Origin of the sequence: Sphingomonas faeni, from assembly GCF_040407565.1 — a bacterium.
Taxonomy (GTDB): domain Bacteria; phylum Pseudomonadota; class Alphaproteobacteria; order Sphingomonadales; family Sphingomonadaceae; genus Sphingomonas; species Sphingomonas faeni_F.
Map to the genome: position 1 here is coordinate 284,367 of NZ_JAPZPR010000003.1, position 14,894 is coordinate 299,260.

9 protein-coding genes are annotated in these 14,894 nt (G+C 67.3%); 2 read left to right on the forward strand and 7 right to left on the reverse strand.

Annotated features, from left to right (window positions below; genetic code table 11):
- Positions 1–204 precede the first annotated feature (204 nt).
- The 3 genes from O6Y00_RS08070 to O6Y00_RS08080 form a co-directional block, all read right to left on the reverse strand.
- Entirely contained in the window at positions 205–3,333 is a 3,129-nt protein-coding gene (locus tag O6Y00_RS08070) for a PAS domain-containing protein (RefSeq protein WP_353442069.1), read from the reverse strand.
- Between the two features lie 307 nt (positions 3,334–3,640).
- The gene (locus tag O6Y00_RS08075) at positions 3,641–5,194 is read right to left on the reverse strand and encodes an aldehyde dehydrogenase (NADP(+)) (RefSeq protein WP_353442071.1); all 1,554 of its coding nucleotides are present in this window, start codon (positions 5,192–5,194) and stop codon (positions 3,641–3,643) included.
- 17 nt (positions 5,195–5,211) lie between these two features.
- Positions 5,212–7,698 carry a glycoside hydrolase family 3 protein gene (locus O6Y00_RS08080; protein WP_353442073.1) on the reverse strand — a complete coding sequence of 829 codons (2,487 nt, stop codon included), beginning with the start codon at positions 7,696–7,698 and terminating at the stop codon, positions 5,212–5,214.
- 168 nt (positions 7,699–7,866) lie between these two features.
- On the opposite strand from O6Y00_RS08080, the gene O6Y00_RS08085 reads away from it, so the two are divergent.
- Both O6Y00_RS08085 and O6Y00_RS08090 read left to right on the forward strand, forming a co-directional pair.
- Positions 7,867–8,958: a LacI family DNA-binding transcriptional regulator gene (locus tag O6Y00_RS08085; RefSeq protein ID WP_353442074.1), complete on the forward strand. Its 1,092-nt coding sequence runs from the start codon at positions 7,867–7,869 to the stop codon at positions 8,956–8,958.
- Positions 8,959–9,022: 64 nt separating this feature from the next.
- Entirely contained in the window at positions 9,023–10,801 is a 1,779-nt protein-coding gene (locus O6Y00_RS08090) for an IlvD/Edd family dehydratase (protein WP_353442075.1), read from the forward strand.
- Between the two features lie 18 nt (positions 10,802–10,819).
- Here O6Y00_RS08090 and dapE read toward each other — a convergent pair whose 3' ends face one another.
- From dapE to yihA, 4 genes are all read right to left on the reverse strand, one after another.
- Positions 10,820–11,944, reverse strand: a complete 1,125-nt coding sequence (gene dapE, locus O6Y00_RS08095; RefSeq protein ID WP_353442076.1) for a succinyl-diaminopimelate desuccinylase — start codon at positions 11,942–11,944, stop codon at positions 10,820–10,822.
- On the reverse strand, positions 11,941–12,612 hold the full coding sequence (locus tag O6Y00_RS08100) for a glutathione S-transferase (RefSeq protein ID WP_353442077.1): 672 nt from the start codon (positions 12,610–12,612) through the stop codon (positions 11,941–11,943). The genes dapE and O6Y00_RS08100 overlap by 4 nt, the downstream gene beginning before the upstream one ends.
- Positions 12,613–12,686: 74 nt before the next feature.
- On the reverse strand, positions 12,687–14,162 hold the full coding sequence (locus O6Y00_RS08105) for a S41 family peptidase (protein WP_435368600.1): 1,476 nt from the start codon (positions 14,160–14,162) through the stop codon (positions 12,687–12,689).
- A gap of 85 nt (positions 14,163–14,247) precedes the next feature.
- On the reverse strand, positions 14,248–14,865 hold the full coding sequence (yihA, locus tag O6Y00_RS08110; RefSeq protein ID WP_056052878.1) for a ribosome biogenesis GTP-binding protein YihA/YsxC: 618 nt from the start codon (positions 14,863–14,865) through the stop codon (positions 14,248–14,250).
- Between the last annotated feature and the right edge of the window lie 29 nt (positions 14,866–14,894).

A 14,894-nucleotide genomic window follows, 5' to 3' on the forward strand; every position in this document is an offset into this window, starting at 1 on the left:
CGGAATGTCGTTTTGTGAAGAAGATTACACCGGGAGGGCTGGTGAGCACCGGTCATTTACCTTCGTCATCCTCGCGGAGGCGAGGACCCATATGCTCGAACGTTAGCGATTATATCGCGGGGCCTGCCAGCATGGGTTCCCGCCTTCGCGGGAATGACGAGGAGTGTTCGACGTCCGCTTTACTACCGGTGAGGAGAGCGGGCGTCAGTCCGCTTCCCTCACGGGGGCGGCAGCGGCCGGTGCCGTGAGTTGATCCGCCGATGCCGTATCGCCCAACGACGCCAGCACAGCCGCGGCCAGTGCGTCGAGCCCGTACGGCTTCTCCAGCATGATCGCGTCGGTTTCGTCCGCGACCGATGCGGTATCCCCGGTCGCGAAGACGATGCCGACGCCCGGGCGCAACGCCCGCGCGGTCCGTGCAAAGTTCGGCCCGGACACGCCGGGCAGGTTCACGTCGGTCACCAGCGCGTCGATCGGCACGGTCTGGAGCGCGGTCATCGCGTCCTCCGCGCTCGCCGCGTCGACCACGACGAAGCCGCTGCCCTGGAGCATCTCGGCGGTGTTGGCACGGATCAGCGCATCGTCCTCAACCAGTAGCACGGTACGGCGGGCGGGGGTGTCGAGGCGGCGATCGGCCTCGATCCTGGCGTCGCGCGCGAGCTTTTCAGTACCGACCGGACGCTGGCGATTGGCGAGCACCTGGCGGAATTTCCGCGCGAGCGCCTCGCGTGTGTACGGCTTCGACAACAGGTCGATCCCCGCGTCAAGCTTGCCCCCGTGGACGATCGAGTTCTCGGTATAGCCCGAGGTGAACAGTACCGCGAGATCGGGCAGGCGTTCCTTCGCCTTCCGCGCGAGCTCGGGGCTTTTCAGCGTGCCGGGCATCACGACATCGGTGAACAGGATATCGATCGGCACGCCGCTCTCGACCACGTTGAGCGCGCTGGCCGCGTCGACCGCCTTCAACACGCTATAGCCGAGATCCGTCAGCAGCTCGACGACGGTGCCGCGGACCTCGTCGTCGTCCTCGACCACCAGCACGGTCTCGGTACCACCGGAAATCGGGCTGGCGTCCGCGACGACTTCGACGTCCTCGGCTTCCATGGCACGCGGCAAGTACAGCTTGATCGTGGTGCCTTCGCCGACCTCGGAATAGATCTTCACATGGCCGCCGGACTGTTTTACGAAGCCGTAGACCATCGACAGGCCCAGACCTGAACCCTTGCCCTCGCTCTTGGTCGAGAAGAACGGCTCGAACACCTTTTCGATAATCTCGGGGCTCATGCCGCTGCCGGTGTCGGACACGGCGAGCATGACGTACTGGCCCGCCTGGACCTCATCGTGACCGAGCGCATAGGCGTCGTCGAGATGCGCGTTGCCGAGCTCGATCGTCAGCTTGCCCTGGCCCTCCATCGCGTCGCGCGCGTTGATCGCGAGGTTGAGTAGCGCGTTCTCGATCTGCGCGGGATCGATGAAGGTGTTCCACAGGCCACCGCCGACCACCGTCTCGATCTCGATGCCTTCGCCGATCGCGCGGCGCAGCATATCGTCCATCCCGCGCACGAACCGCGTGACGTTGACGACCTTGGGCTCGAGCGCCTGGCGACGGCCGAACGCGAGCAACTGCGCCGCCAGCTTCGACCCGCGCGACACGCCGGCCATCGCATTCTCGACCCAGCGCTCAGCACGCGCGTTGCCGGCGAGATTTTTGCCGAGCAGCTGGAGATTGCCCGAGACGACCTGCAGCAGATTGTTGAAATCATGCGCGACGCCGCCGGTGAGCTTGCCGACGGTCTCCATCTTCTGCGACTGGGCGAGCTTGGCTTCGGCCTGGCGACGCTCATCGATTTCGCGGATGACGCGTGCCTCAAGCGTCTCGTTGAGCTGGCGGAGTTGATCCTCGGCGCGCTCGCGGTGGCGGACCTGGCGGGCGAGTGCCTCCGCCTGCTCGCGCAACGCGGCCTCGGCGGCCCGCTGGTGGGTGATGTCGGTGTGGACGCCGACCCATTCGACGATCTCCCCGACCGCATCGAGGATCGGTAGGCTGCGCACGGCGAAGGTGCGCCATGTGCCGCAATGTCGCCGGACGCGATGTTCGAACACGAACATCGACTTGCTGACGACGGCGGCGGTCCATGCCTTGATCGTCGAGGCGACGTCGTCGGGGTGGATCGCGTCGGCCCAGCCGAAATTCTGGTATGCGTCGATCGACTGGCCGGTGAGCGTCGCCCAGCCGGGCTGTTCGCCGATCATCCGGCCGTCCGGGCTGTTGGTCCAGAGCACGCCGTGGACCGCGTCCATCGCGGTACGGAAGCGGCCGTTGCTGATGCCGAGTTCGGCCTCGCGTTCGGCGCGCTCCTCGACGTCGATGCCGAGCACATAGATGCCAGGGATCGAACCGTCCGGGGCGGTGTGCGGAACATACCGGAATTCGGCGCGGCGCGGTCGCCCGTCGCGGTGCGGAAAGACGGTCTGGGCGATGAAGCTTTCGCCCGCCAGCGCACGATCGAACGACGGGCGGCGATCCTGATAGACCGTATCGCCGAGCACGTCCCGAACGGGCTTGCCGATCATCGCCTCGGGCGCGACGCCGAGCCACTCCTCGTACTGCGCATTGGCGAGGCGATAGACATGGTCGCGGTCGACGTACGAGATCAGCATCGGCACGGCGTCCGTGACGCGACGCAATTCGGCTTCGCTGGCCGCGAGCCGGTGCTCGGCTTCGACGCGGCCACTATTGTCGACCATCGTGCAGAGGACGCCGCCGACGCTGCCGCCCGCGCAATAGACCGGCGTGTAGAACAGATCGAGCGTCAGCATCTCGGGACCGTCGGGGCGCTGGAACAGGATCGGCTGGTCACGGTAGGCGATCGTCTCGCCGCGCGAGCCGGCCTCGAGGACGGTGCGGTTCCAGTCCCAGACCTCGGGAAACGCGGTCGCGACCGGGCTGCCGAGCGCGGCGGGATGACGGTCGCCGGCGACTGCACGGTAGCTGTCGTTATACAGCATGACGTGATCGGGGCCCCACATCAGGACCTTGGCGACCGGCGAATTGAGGACGTTGGCGAGCGTCACGCGCAGTTCGGCCGGCCATGTGTCGACCGGGCCGAGCGACGTCGCGGACCAGTCGCGCTGGCGGACGAGCATACCGCATTCGCCGCCACCGATCAGGGTTTCGGTTGGCTTCTGGGAGGCGTTTCGGTCGCGCATCTGCTCAAGCGCGGTACGGACGATCGCGGCGGCGTCGCCATACCCTCCGTCGGTCAATTCGTCGATGTAGCTGCCGAGGTCTGCGGGCAGGGAAATGGTGCGCGACGAGTCAGGCGTTGTCATGCCGGACTAGTGGGTATGCGGCGCGCGCAAGTCAATGATTGGGGGAGGGGCGAACGATCCTCCCCCGCCAGGGGGAGGTGGCTGGCTCTTGCCAGACGAAGGGGGAGGTAGGGGCACCCGCCGCTCCGTGTCCTCCCCCTCCGTCGCCGTTGGCGCCACCTCCCCCTGGCGGGGGAGGATTATCGTGGCGACGGGTAACCTTCGACCTCAAGCATGTTTCCCCGCGAAGGCGGGGATACAGACTGGGCTCCCGCCTTCGCGGGAGAACAAGGAAGAGGGAGTTGCCGTCAAGCAACTCCCGGACGCATCAGCCCTCGGTGCGCGGCAGGACGAGCGGGTTGCCGTGCTTGACTGCCTTCGGCAGCAGCGCATCGGGCAGGTCCTGATAGCAGACCGGGCGCAGGAAGCGCTCGATCGCCGCGGTGCCGACCGAGGTCGTGCGTGGGTCGGACGTCGCCGGGAAGGGGCCGCCGTGGACCATCGCCGGCGCGACCTCGACACCGGTCGGCCAGCCGTTCGCGAGAATGCGACCTGCCTTGCGTTCGAGCGTCGGCAGCAGCGCAGCTGCATCCGCATGATCGCCCTCGTCGATCTGCAGCGTGATGGTCAGCTGCCCCTCGATCTTTTCGAGCACGCTGTGGACCTCGGCGAGATCGGTGCAGCGGACGATGATCGAGGCCGCGCCGAACACTTCGTGCGACAGCGCGGGGTCGGCGACGAACGCCTTGCCGGTGGTCGAGAACAGCGCCGCACGACCGCGGTTGGCACCTTCGGCCTCGGTGCCGCGGGCAAGCGTCTGGACCGCGTCGTGGCCAGCGAGCGCGGCGACGCCCTTGTCGTAGCTCGCGTGGATGCCGGGGGTCAGCATGACCTGCGGTGCGGCTTCACCGAGCGCGCCAGCGGCGGCGTCGACGAAGGTGTCGAGGTCAGGACCATCGACCGCAACGACGATGCCGGGGTTGGTGCAGAACTGGCCCGAGCCCATCGTCAGCGAGCCGACATAGGCCTTGCCGAGCGCTTCGCCGCGCGCCGCGAGCGCCGCCGGGAACAGGATCACCGGGTTGATGCTGCTCATCTCGGCATAGACCGGGATCGGCTCGGGACGCGCTGCGGCGAGCGCGACCAGTGCGAGGCCACCGCCGCGCGAACCGGTGAAGCCGACCGCCTTGATCCGCGCGTCCTTGACGAGCGCCGCGCCGAGTTCGTTCGCCGGACCCTGAACCAGCGAGAACACGCCCTCGGGCAGGCCACACTTGGCGACCGCAGCCTGGATCGCCTTGCCGACCATCACCGACGTGCCGGGATGCGCAGGGTGGCCCTTGACCACGACCGGGCAACCGGCGGCTAGCGCGGAGGCGGTGTCGCCGCCCGCGACCGAGAAGGCGAGCGGGAAGTTCGACGCGCCGAACACGGCGACCGGGCCGACCGCGATGCGGCGCTGGCGCAGGTCGGAGCGCGGCATCGGCTTGCGATCGGGCTGGGCTTCGTCGATGACGACCGACGCCCAGGTACCGGCGCGGAGATGCTTCGCGAACAGGCGGAGCTGGCCGGTGGTGCGACCGCGCTCGCCTTCGAGGCGCGGGCGGGGCAGGCCGCTTTCCTGGATCGCACGCGCGACGAGCGGCTCGTGGATCGCCTCGATCTCGTCGGCGATCGTCTCGAGGAAGACCGCCCGGACCTCCGGATCGGTCTCGCGGAAAAGGTCGAACGCAGCGTCGGCGAGCTTGCAGGCTTCGCCGACGTCAGCCTCGCTCGATACAGCGAAGGCGGGCTCGATCCTGGTGTCGGTCGACGGGTCGATCGCCAGGAAGGTGACGTCGCTGCTCACGGCGCGCGCGCCGATCGGGAAGGTGCCGTCCATATCTAGTCTCCAAATCATCAATCGGGGCAGACCGAACCCGCAGGGTCGGTTGCAATTCTCAAGTCGGCGAGCGCAATGCCCAGCGGCCCGGTGGTGGTCATCGCAAAGGGCGCGGCGACCTTGGTCATGTCGGCGCCGTGGCTGCGAAAGCATTTAAGCGTGATGCGGACCGTCTTCCAGTCCGTACCCGCTGTTTTGAACAGAGATGTGACATCGACCCCGCGGCCGCCGGTGCCCAGCGCAAGCGTGACCGGGGCGGTTGCGGGCTGCGTCACGCGGTAGGTGACTTGCAGCAGCAGATCGGCATTCGTCTCGCGCGAGAGGTCGAGCGTCGGCCCCGCGATCTTCACCGTACCCGCGCGCGCCTTTGGCCAGCTCAGCGATAACGCACCTTCCTGCGTCTGCGGACCATCCACCGCGGCCTGCGCGATACCGGGATCCGCGGTGAGCGCGAACGGCGGCGGCACCTTGCCGCGGCTGTAGAACAGGCTCGTATTGGCGAGGCTCGAATCGACGCCGGACACTTCGCCAAGCTTGGGGACGCTGCCGCCCTTCGCGTAGCTGAGGCCATAGCCCAGCGCGAACAGCGGGTCGTAGTTCGGCTGCCCTTGGTTCAGGACGAACTGGCCGGCAGTCTTGGGCCAGCTGTACGACAGGCGGCCCGTGAAATCCTTGCGCGGTTTGCCGTCCGGCGTGCCGATCAGCACATCCGCGATGCCGCCGCCCTCGGTGCCGGGGAACCACGCGCCGACGAACGCGTCCGAGGCGTTCAGCTCCGGGTTCACCCACAGCGGGCGACCGGACAGGAAGACCGAGACGACCGGGATACCCGCCGCCTTGAGTTTCTTGAGCAGCGCGAGCGCCTGCTTGTCGCCGGGCTGGAATTCGAGCGTGCGGAGGTCGCCGCGCATCTCGGCATAGGGCTGTTCGCCGAACACGACGATCGCCGCATCGGGCTTCTTGGTGAAGCTGCCGTCCGCGCTGAGCGTCGCAGTGCCGCCGCCGGCCTTCATCGTCGCGGCGATGCCGGCATAGATCGACTGCGCATTCGGGAAATCGGCATTGGTGTTGCCGTCGCCCTGCCAGCTGAGCGTCCAGCCGCCCGCCTGGCGGCCGATATCGTCCGCCGCATCGCCGGCGACGAGAATGTTCGCGCTCGCCTTGATCGGCAGCACGCCCTGGTTCTTGAGCAGCACCAGCGTTTCCGCGACCGCTTCCCGGGCCAGCGCACGATGATCCGGCGAACCGATCGCGCCGGTCTTGCTTTCATACGGCCGCGCCGCGTCGAACAGCCCCATCCTGAGCTTGACGCGCAGGATGCGACGGACCGCGTCGTCAATCCGCGCCATCGCGATCTTGCCGTTCTGCGCGGCGGCGAGCGTGGTGTCGAACAGGCCCTTCCAGCTGTCGGGCGCCATCGCCATGTCGAGCCCGGCGTTGAACGTGGCGGGGCAATCGTCGTTGGTGCAGCCCGGAATCTGGCCATGGCCGTTCCAGTCGCCGACGATGAAGCCGTCGAACCCCATCCGGCTCTTCAGAACGTCGGTCAGCAGACTCTTGTTGCCGTGCATCTTCTGGCCCTGCCAGCTGCTGAACGACGCCATGATGGTCAGCGCGCCGGCATCGATCGCGGGTGGGTACCCGGCCGAATGGATGTCGATCAGCGTCTTTTCGGGTACGTCCGCATCGCCCTGGTCGAGCCCGCCGATCGTGCCGCCGTCGCCGAGGAAATGCTTGGCGCTGGCCGCAACGTGGCCGTTCTGGATCGTACCGGTGCCGGGCTTGCCCTGCAGGCCTTCGATCATCGCGCCCGCATAGCTGCGAACGACTGCAGGATCCTCGGAATAGCCCTCGTACGTGCGGCCCCAGCGATCGTCCTGCGGCACGGCCAGCGTCGGACCGAATGCCCAGTCGATCCCGGCTGCGGCGGTTTCCTCGGCGGTGGCGGTGCCGATCCGGCGGATGAGGGCGGGATCGTGCGCGGCCCCCAGCGCGCTGTTGTGCGGGAAGATCGTCGCGCCGACGACGTTGTTGTTGCCGTGTACGGCGTCGACGCCGAACATCAGCGGAATGGTGACATGGTCCGGCCGCGCGGTCATCGCGACGGCGTTGAAGGCGCGCGAGGTTGCGATCCAGTCTGCCGCGGGTGAACGGTCCTTCGCGCCGATCGGCGCGGAGCTGCCGCCCGCCAGGATGCTGCCGAGTGGATAGGCGCGCAGGTCCTCGGGCTTGATCGAGCCGATATCGCCCTGGATCATCTGCCCGATCTTCTCGCGCACCGTCATCCTGGCCATGATGTCGGAGATGCGCCTTTCTGCTCGCGGGTCGATCAGGCCGGGGCTCTTCGCGCTGGGCCAGAGCGCCGGATGCGCCACGCCGCGCGGCGCCGCCGACGCGGTCCGCGTCGTCGCCTGAACCGGTCCTGCCGCGATTGGTGCTGCAATGGCAGGAGTTGCCGTTGCGACGCTCGCAAGCAGCAGTCCGCGTACCAAATTAACCGTCATGCACTCGTCCTCCCCAGATGCCCTACCTGTCACCGCAACGCCATCGGCCCGGCGGGCTAGGGTATCCGCGTAATGATGGGAGCGATAACACGCAAGCATGGCTTGCGTTCGGCTATTGGCGATCGATTGCAGGCTGCGTATGACGCGCGGACTGATAAGGCACTGTATATGGAGCGTGATACGCTAAAACCGCGCAACGCAACCGGACGCCGAAGTGGTGCGCCGACCATTTCCGACGTCGCCACGCTCGCTGGCGTATCGCCGATGACCGTGTCGCGCGTCATCAACGGCGAGTCCAAGGTGCGTGCGCTCACGCGCGACGCGGTCAATGCCGCGATCGCGACGTTGCATTATGCGCCCAATCGTGCGGCGCGCAGCCTCGCGGGTGGCGGACAGATCCGTATCGGCCTGCTCTACAGCAACCCGAGTTCGGCTTATCTGAGCGAATTCCTGGTCGGCAGCCTTGAACAGGCGAGTCGCAGCGACGTGCAGCTCGTGGTCGAGAAATGCGACATCGGCGATCACGAGATCGAAGTCGCCCAGCACATGATCCGCAGCGGCGTCGACGGCGTGATCCTGCCACCGCCCTTGTGCGACTCGCGCGGCGTGCTCGACGTGTTGACCGCGGCCGGCGTGCCTGCGGTGGTCGTGGCGACCGGATCGCCGCCGGCCGATTCCGCCGCCGTCACGATCGACGATTTCGAGGCGGCGCGCGCGATGACCCGCCATCTGATCGGGCTGGGTCATGCGCGCGTCGGTTTCATCATCGGCAATCCGAACCAGACCGCGAGCCGGCAGCGCCATGAAGGCTATCTGGCGGCGATCGCCGACGCGGGGCTGGGCGAGGATCCCGCGCTGATCGTCGAAGGGTTGTTCACCTATCGATCGGGGCTGGATGCCGCCGAGCAGTTGCTCGACGCGAAGGACCCGCCGACCGCGATTTTCGCCAGCAACGACGACATGGCGGCGGCGAGCGTCGCGGTGGCGCACCGCCGCGGGCTCGACGTGCCAGGCGACCTGACCGTGTGCGGGTTCGACGACAGTGCGCTCGCGACGACGATCTGGCCCGAGCTGACGACGATCCATCAGCCGATCGCGGACATGTCGCGCGCAGCGGTCGACCTGCTGGTGGCGGCAATCGTCCACCGGCGTGGCGGCGGCGAGATCGCGAACCGGCATGTCGTACTCGACTATACGCTGGTGCGCCGACAATCGGATGCGGCGCCGCGACGGCGCCCGCCGGCACGGGTCCACGCTTGACCGCGAGGCAGCCCTCGCGGTAGCGCTCCCATGAGATAATCAGGTGCGTTCAGGAGAGTTTGCAGTGGACCGTGTACCGGTGAAGCCGTTCCGATCGCGCGACTGGTTCGCCGATCCCGCCCGCTCGGACATGACCGCGCTCTATCTCGAACGCTTCATGAACTACGGGCTGACCCCTGCGGAACTGCGCTCGGGGCGGCCGATCATCGGCATCGCGCAATCGGGCAGCGACCTCTCCCCTTGCAACCGCATCCATCTGGAACTGGCCAAGCGAACGCGTGACGGCATCCGCGACGCGGGCGGGATCGCGATGGAGTTTCCGGTCCATCCGATCTTCGAGAATTGCCGGCGGCCGACCGCGGCGCTCGATCGCAACCTGGCGTACCTGGGGCTGGTCGAGACGCTGTACGGCTATCCGATCGATGCGGTCGTGCTGACCACCGGGTGCGACAAGACCACGCCGTCGGGGATCATGGCGGCGTCGACCGTCGATATTCCGGCGATCGTGCTGTCGGGCGGACCGATGCTCGATGGCTGGCACGACGGCGAACTGGTCGGGTCGGGGACGGTGATCTGGCGGAGTCGGCGCAAGCTGGCGGCGGGCGAGATCGACGAGGAGGAGTTCCTCAACCGCGCCACCGACAGCGCGCCGTCGGCCGGGCATTGCAACACGATGGGCACGGCGTCGACGATGAACGCGGTCGCCGAGGCCCTGGGTCTGTCGCTGACGGGTTGCGCGGCGATCCCGGCGCCGTACCGCGAGCGCGGACAGATGGCGTACGAGACCGGGCGGCGGATCGTCGAGATGGCGTATGAAGACCTGCGCCCCTCGAAAATCCTCACGCGCGACAGCTTCCTCAACGCGATCCGCGTGGTCAGCGCGATCGGCGGGTCGAGCAACGCGCAGCCGCACATCATGGCGATGGCGCAGCATGCCGGCGTCACGCTGTACCCGGAGGACTGGTCGGATCACGGCTACGACCTGCCGTTGCTGGTCAACATGCAGCCGGCGGGCAAGTATCTCGGCGAGCGCTTCCACCGGGCGGGCGGCGTTCCGGCGGTGTTGCACGAGCTTATCGCCGGCGGAAAGCTCGATACGTCGTGCCTGACGGTCACCGGGCGGTCGATCGGCGAGAACATCGCGGGGCGCGAGACGCGCGATCGCGAGATGATCAAGCCGTTCGACGCACCGATGATGGAGCGCGCCGGCTTCCTGGTGCTCAAGGGCAATCTGTTCGATTTCGGGATCATGAAGACGTCGGTGATCTCGCCGGCGTTCCGCGAGCGGTATCTCTCGACGCCGGGCGCCGAGGATCGGTTCGAGGCGCGGGCGATCGTGTTCGAGGGCTCGGACGATTATCACCACCGGATCAACGATCCCGCGCTGGACATCGACGAGGGCTGTATCCTGGTCATTCGCGGCGCGGGACCAATCGGCTGGCCGGGCTCGGCGGAAGTCGTCAACATGCAGCCACCCGACGCGCTGATCCAGCGCGGCGTGCTGGCGCTGCCGACGCTCGGCGACGGGCGGCAGTCGGGGACGTCGGACAGCCCGTCGATCCTCAACGTTTCGCCGGAAAGTGCGGTCGGCGGCGGGCTGTCGTGGATCCGGACGGGCGACATCGTCCGCATCGATCTGGTCGCGGGTACCTGCGACGCGCTGGTCGGGGCCGACGAGATCGCGCGGCGCAGGGGGGAAGGGCTGCCGCCTGTTCCGGAGAGCCATACGCCTTGGGAGGAACTGTACCGCGAGAAGACCGGGCAGTTGGCGGAGGGCGGCGTGCTGGACTTCGCGGTCAAGTATCGCGGGATCTCTGCGAAGACGCCGCGGCACAATCACTGAGCGGTCCAGCGGCGGATATCATCGCAGTGCGCGCGCGATCACGTCCGCGTAGATATCCGTCAGCCGTCGCACGTCGTCGACCGCTACCGCCTCGTCGACCTTGTGCATGGTCGCGTTGATCAACCCGAACTCGACGACCGGGCACAGCTTCGACAGGAACCGGGCATCGGACGTGCCGCCGGTGGTCGACAATTCGGGGCGCAGACCGGTGGCGCCGTGGATCGACTCCGACAACAGCGTGGAGAACGCCCCCGGCTCGGTCAGGAACGCCTCGCCCGACACGCGGCCGGTCACGACTGCGGCGGGCGCATGCGCCTGCGCGATGACGCGAATGCGGTCGATCAGGTCGGCGCCGCGGTGGCGGTCGTTGAACCGGATGCTGAGCCGCGCGGAGGCCTTGGCCGGGATGACGTTGTGCGCCGGATTGCCGACCGCGATGTCGGTCACTTCGATGTTCGACGGCTGGAACCAGTCCGTACCCTCGTCGAGGACGACACGCTCGATCTCGGCGAGGATCGCGACCAGTCTGGGGATCGGGTTGTCGGCGAGGTGCGGGTAGGCGACGTGGCCCTGCCGACCGGGCACGTCGATCCAGATGTTGACCGAGCCGCGTCGGCCGATCTTCACCATGTCGCCGAGCTGCGTCGTGGATGTCGGCTCGCCGACCAGGCACAGGTCGGGCACGATGCCACGCGCGGCCATGCGTTCCATCAGCGCGACCGTGCCGTAGGTGGCGGGGCCTTCCTCGTCGCCGGTGACGATCAGCGACAACGTGCCGGCATCGCTCCGGCTCGCGGCGGCGACGAAGGCCGCGACCGCGCCCTTCATGTCGACCGCCCCGCGTCCATAGAGCAGCCCGTCGCGCACCTCGGCGGACCAGGGCGACGCGGTCCAGCCTTCGCCGGGCGGCACGACGTCGACATGCCCGGCAAAGGCAAGATGGCGCGGCTCGTCGCCGCGCGTCGCCAGCAGGTTCTCGACCGGGCCGTCGGGCGCTTCGCCGACCGTGAAGCGATCGACGGCAAAACCGCTCTCGATCAGCGCGGCTTCGAGGACATCGAACACGACGCCGCTGGCAGGCGTGACGCTATCGGCGGCGATCAGCGCCTGAGCCAGGACGACAGGATCGATCACACCGGTCATGCAGGCGTCGGCACCGGCTGCTCATATTGCTCGAGCACCCATTCCTCTTCCTGCGCCGCCGCGATCCAGTCCTGCATGAACGGATGCTCGAACATCGCCTGCATATACCCGGTGGCAAACCGCGCGATCGGCAGCTGGTAGGTGACGATCCGCGTGACGACCGGTGCGAACATGATATCCGCCGCCCCGAATTGGCCGAACAGGAAGTCACCGCCACCGCCGAAGCGAGCGCGCGCCTGCGCCCACAGCTCCATGATTCGCCGCAACTCGATCAGCACATCGTCGTCGGGCTTCTGCGCTGGAAAGACCTGGCGTATGTTCATGCTGTGCTTGCGGCGCAGCGCCTGGAAGCTCGAATGCATCTCGGCAGCCATCGACCGCGCCATCGCACGCGGGGCATCGTCGACCGGCCAGAATCGCTCGCGACCGACCTTGTCGGCGAGATAGTCGACGATCGCCAGGCTGTCCCACACGACCGCCTCGCCGTCCCACAGGATCGGCACCTTGCCCGATGACGGTGCGAACTCGTCGCCGGCACGGCGTTTGTCCCAGTCGGCGTCGTACAGCGGCACGACCACCTCCTCGAATGGCAGCCCGGACTGTTTGCAGGCGAGCCAGCCGCGAAGCGACCAGGACGAATAGGCCTTGTTGCCGATGATCAGTTTCATGCGCGCGGTGCTAGGCGAGGGGACGCCAAGAGGCAATCGCCCGCCGTGCTGTTCCGATCGCTGGGCGAACCCGGTCAGAACAACCCCGGCACCTCGCGCTGGGGCGTATCGGGGTGATCGGGGCTCAACAGGGCGTGGCCCGTCTGCGGCGCTTCGACCGCGGCCCGAACCCGTGCCTGCGTGCTTGCGCCGGTATTCGCACCCGCACTCGCACTCGCACTTGCGGTGATCGGCGTGCAACTGCGTCCGGCAAGAAAGTCCAGCGCCTGGCGGGTCGAGGCTTCGGCGGGGTCACCAAGCTGGTAGGCGATGTCGTCCGATGCCCGGCAGCTCGCCTCGACGGTCGTCGCGAGTCCGTCATAGTAATTGCCGTTGCGCGCGGCGTTCTGCGTTGCCAGCGCGATTACCCGAAGCCGATCGTCGCAAGCGGGTTTGTCGAGCGGGATCTGGCCGACCGGTTTGCCGTAGGTATTTGTGCCGATCAGCGCGGCATTCGTGTGCAGGTACGGCGTGAACGCGTTGATCACGATCTCGCTTGCGGACGCGGTGCCGCCGGTGCCGATGAACGCGATCTTCATGGGCGCGATCGATTCCGCCTTAGGGGCGAACAGGCGGGTCGTGTTGTTCGATGCCTTTTCCGTCCGGAAGGTGACGTAATCGAACACTTCCGAGGTCGATCGGCCGCCGCCGAGCAGGTCGCCGAGATACTCGGCCGTGCTGATCAAGCCGCCGCCATTGTAGCGCAGGTCGACGATGACGTTGGTGATGCCCTTCGCACGGAAATCGGCGAACGCGGCTTTCAGCGCGGGCTCGGCGGTGGTGATGAAGGTGCGCAGGTTGAGATACCCGACCTGCCGCCCGCCATCGCTGATGATCTTGGCACCGTAGCGCGACGATAGGGGAAGAAGGGTGAAGTCCGTCTTGGTGACGGTCACATCGCGGGTGCCGGCGGCGTTGGCAATGCGCAGGACGCGCGAGAGGCCTGCGGTGTTGGGGCCCAGCGCGGTATTCAACCCGGCGGTACCCTCCGCCGCGATGATCGCCGACACGGTCCGCAGGGTTGCCGCAGTCGTGCCGATCGCGACGATTTCCGTGCCGCGATCGATTCCCGCAGCGAGCGCCGGCGTATTCTCGAACGATTCCGCGGCGAACAGCCGCTGCCCGGTTTCATCCACGCCCAGCCGGAAGCCGAAGCCAGCGCTGGCGCCCGAACCGTAATAAGCGTCCTCTTCCTTGATCGACGTCAGATAGGTGAAGAACCGATCCTTGCGCTGCGCCCGTGCGGTCGCGGTCAGCGCGTCGATATAGGCGTCGACCGTAGGGTAGGGCGTCGGGTCGAGGCTCGACGGCAGCGTGTCGGGGAAGAGATACCATTCGCGAAGCTGTGCCGCGGCCCAATCCTGGCGTTCGCGCAGCGAGCATCCCGCCGTGGCGGTCGGCGTTGGCGAAGACGACGGGCCACCTGCGGGCGAAACCGACCCGCTGTCGCTGCCCCCGCAGCCGGACAGCATCGCCGCCATCGCAAGCATCGCCCCGAACCGCATACGCATCGCCCGCTCTCCCTTTTGGCGGGATGCTACGGAATTTTACGCCTGATGTCAGTGGGAAACGATGGTTCGCTCCGGCGCCGTCCGATCAGCTGACGGCTTCGACCACCGCCGCGCGGAGTTCGGGGATGCCCATGCCGTATTCGCTCGACGTGACGAGGATGTCGGGATGCGCGGCCGGACGCTTGCGCGCCTCGATCGCCGTGCGCTCGGTGACCTCGACCAGTTCCGAGGCCTTGATCTTGTCCGCCTTGGTCAGGACCATGCGGTAGCTGACCGCGGCCTTGTCGAGCATCTCGAGGATTTCGCGGTCGACGTCCTTGATGCCGTGGCGGGAGTCGATCAGCACGAGCGCGCGCTTGAGAACGTCACGGCCGCGCAGGAAGTCGTTGATCAGGAAACGCCATTTCTTGACGACGTCCTTGGGGGCTTTGGCAAACCCGTAGCCGGGCATGTCGACCAGCCGGAATGCGAGCGGTGCACCGACATCGAAGAAGTTCAGTTCCTGCGTGCGGCCCGGCGTGTTCGACGTGCGCGCCATCGAGTTGCGCCCGGTGAGCGCGTTCAGCAGCGACGACTTGCCGACGTTCGAGCGACCGGCGAACGCGACTTCCGGCACCGACGCATCGGGCAGGAACTCGAGCGTCGGCGCCGACTTCAGGAAGCCGACATGCCCGGCGAACAATTTGCGCGCATGCTCCAGCATCTCTGGCGTGAACGGGGCGTCGGTCTGCT

Bases quoted from the DNA above. Each gene is read 5' to 3' on its own strand.
- dapE (WP_353442076.1), bottom strand. From the start codon at position 11,944: ATGACCGGTGTGATCGATCCTGTCGTCCTGGCTCAGGCGCTGATCGCC.
- O6Y00_RS08080 (WP_353442073.1), bottom strand. From the start codon at position 7,698: ATGACGGTTAATTTGGTACGCGGACTGCTGCTTGCGAGCGTCGCAACG.
- O6Y00_RS08070 (WP_353442069.1), bottom strand. From the start codon at position 3,333: ATGACAACGCCTGACTCGTCGCGCACCATTTCCCTGCCCGCAGACCTC.
- O6Y00_RS08105 (WP_435368600.1), bottom strand. From the start codon at position 14,162: ATGCGTATGCGGTTCGGGGCGATGCTTGCGATGGCGGCGATGCTGTCC.
- O6Y00_RS08085 (WP_353442074.1), top strand. From the start codon at position 7,867: ATGGAGCGTGATACGCTAAAACCGCGCAACGCAACCGGACGCCGAAGT.
- yihA (WP_056052878.1), bottom strand. From the start codon at position 14,865: ATGCTGGAGCATGCGCGCAAATTGTTCGCCGGGCATGTCGGCTTCCTG.
- O6Y00_RS08075 (WP_353442071.1), bottom strand. From the start codon at position 5,194: ATGGACGGCACCTTCCCGATCGGCGCGCGCGCCGTGAGCAGCGACGTC.
- O6Y00_RS08100 (WP_353442077.1), bottom strand. From the start codon at position 12,612: ATGAAACTGATCATCGGCAACAAGGCCTATTCGTCCTGGTCGCTTCGC.